Source organism: Vibrio sp. 1402 (assembly GCF_033340275.1).
The window spans coordinates 1-1152 of the sequence record NZ_JAWOWE010000072.1 but is presented as its reverse complement, the minus strand read 5'-3'; the positions used below and the strand labels follow the sequence as shown (position 1 = coordinate 1152).

Here is a 1152-nt window from a genome sequence, read left to right as displayed (position 1 = left end):
TTTGGCATCTCTGCGTGAAACTTGCGGTCAAAGTTGGTAATAAGTGGCGCACTCTGATCTTCACTAGCGAAAATCGAACTGCGCTCTTTGGTCATTTCCTCAAAGTCTGGCAAGTACAAATGCAAATGGTCTAGAGACACCGATAAATCGTACGGTTTGAGGTACGTTGCTTTGCCTTTCACCTCTTGACTATTCACGTCCAACTGCCAACTTAGGTTCTTTTTACTGGCGTTCAATGCCAGATCGTGAAACTCAATGCCGCCCAATAACAAGTTCGGCGTTTCGACTTCAATACGCGTTGGTAAAGGAATCGTAGGCGTCTTCATGTTTGCCAGCACCGATTGCGCTTTACTCTCTGGCGTATCCAGTAACGTCGCCCACTTATCTAGGTTTAACTCATCTAGACGAATCGAAGCATCGTGCCCAACGACAGGGCTAATTTTAAAACCGCCTTTGCCTAACACTAAGTTGGTCGCGGTTAACACTGGCACATCGCCCGAGATATCAATTTCGGTCTGATATTTCGCATTTGGGATTTGCAAACGAGCCGAAATGCTCTCCTGATTCCCCGATGCTTGGAGTTTTGCCTGACCAGCTTCTCCGACCTTTTTCGTCAATGGGTATGGGTATTCACTGGCTAATCGACCGAGCTGCGCCAACACATCTACTTGGTAAGTAAAACCCACATCGTTGAGCTGTAAGTCAATGTCCATTTGCCAAGGCGCATGACCGGAAACCAAGCTCAACCAACGTTCACCTAAATAAGGCTTGAGAGGCTCTACATCCCAATCACCTAAAGTATTGATGGTCACGTTGTAGCCTTGGTCCGCACTTTCGCCGTGGAAATCGAGTGAAATAGGCTGCGAGAGTAACTCTGCTGACAAGCCAGATGTCGTCACCACATCGTTGTCGAACTGAATGCGGCCTGTGGCTTTTTCTAGCATCATTGGCGGCGCATCAATATCAACACGGTTGTCTTTCAAATCCGCATAACCCCAAGCTCGCGCGTCTTTTTCCATATCAAAAGGAATGTTGAGCTGGAACTCGGAATACACCGGGCCACTGACTTGCAAGGCCGTCAAAGCGGCACCAACCGAGTCAACCAGCGGCGTAGCCATCATGTAGTCGCGAACTTCATTACCCGGAGCTGTG

At 48.5% G+C, this 1152-nt stretch carries 1 protein-coding gene; it reads right to left on the bottom strand.

Annotated elements, in window-relative coordinates; all coding sequences use genetic code 11:
* Positions 1-1152: DUF3971 domain-containing protein (locus R7044_RS24175; RefSeq protein WP_263857026.1), on the bottom strand; the 1152-nt coding region annotated here is incomplete at both ends.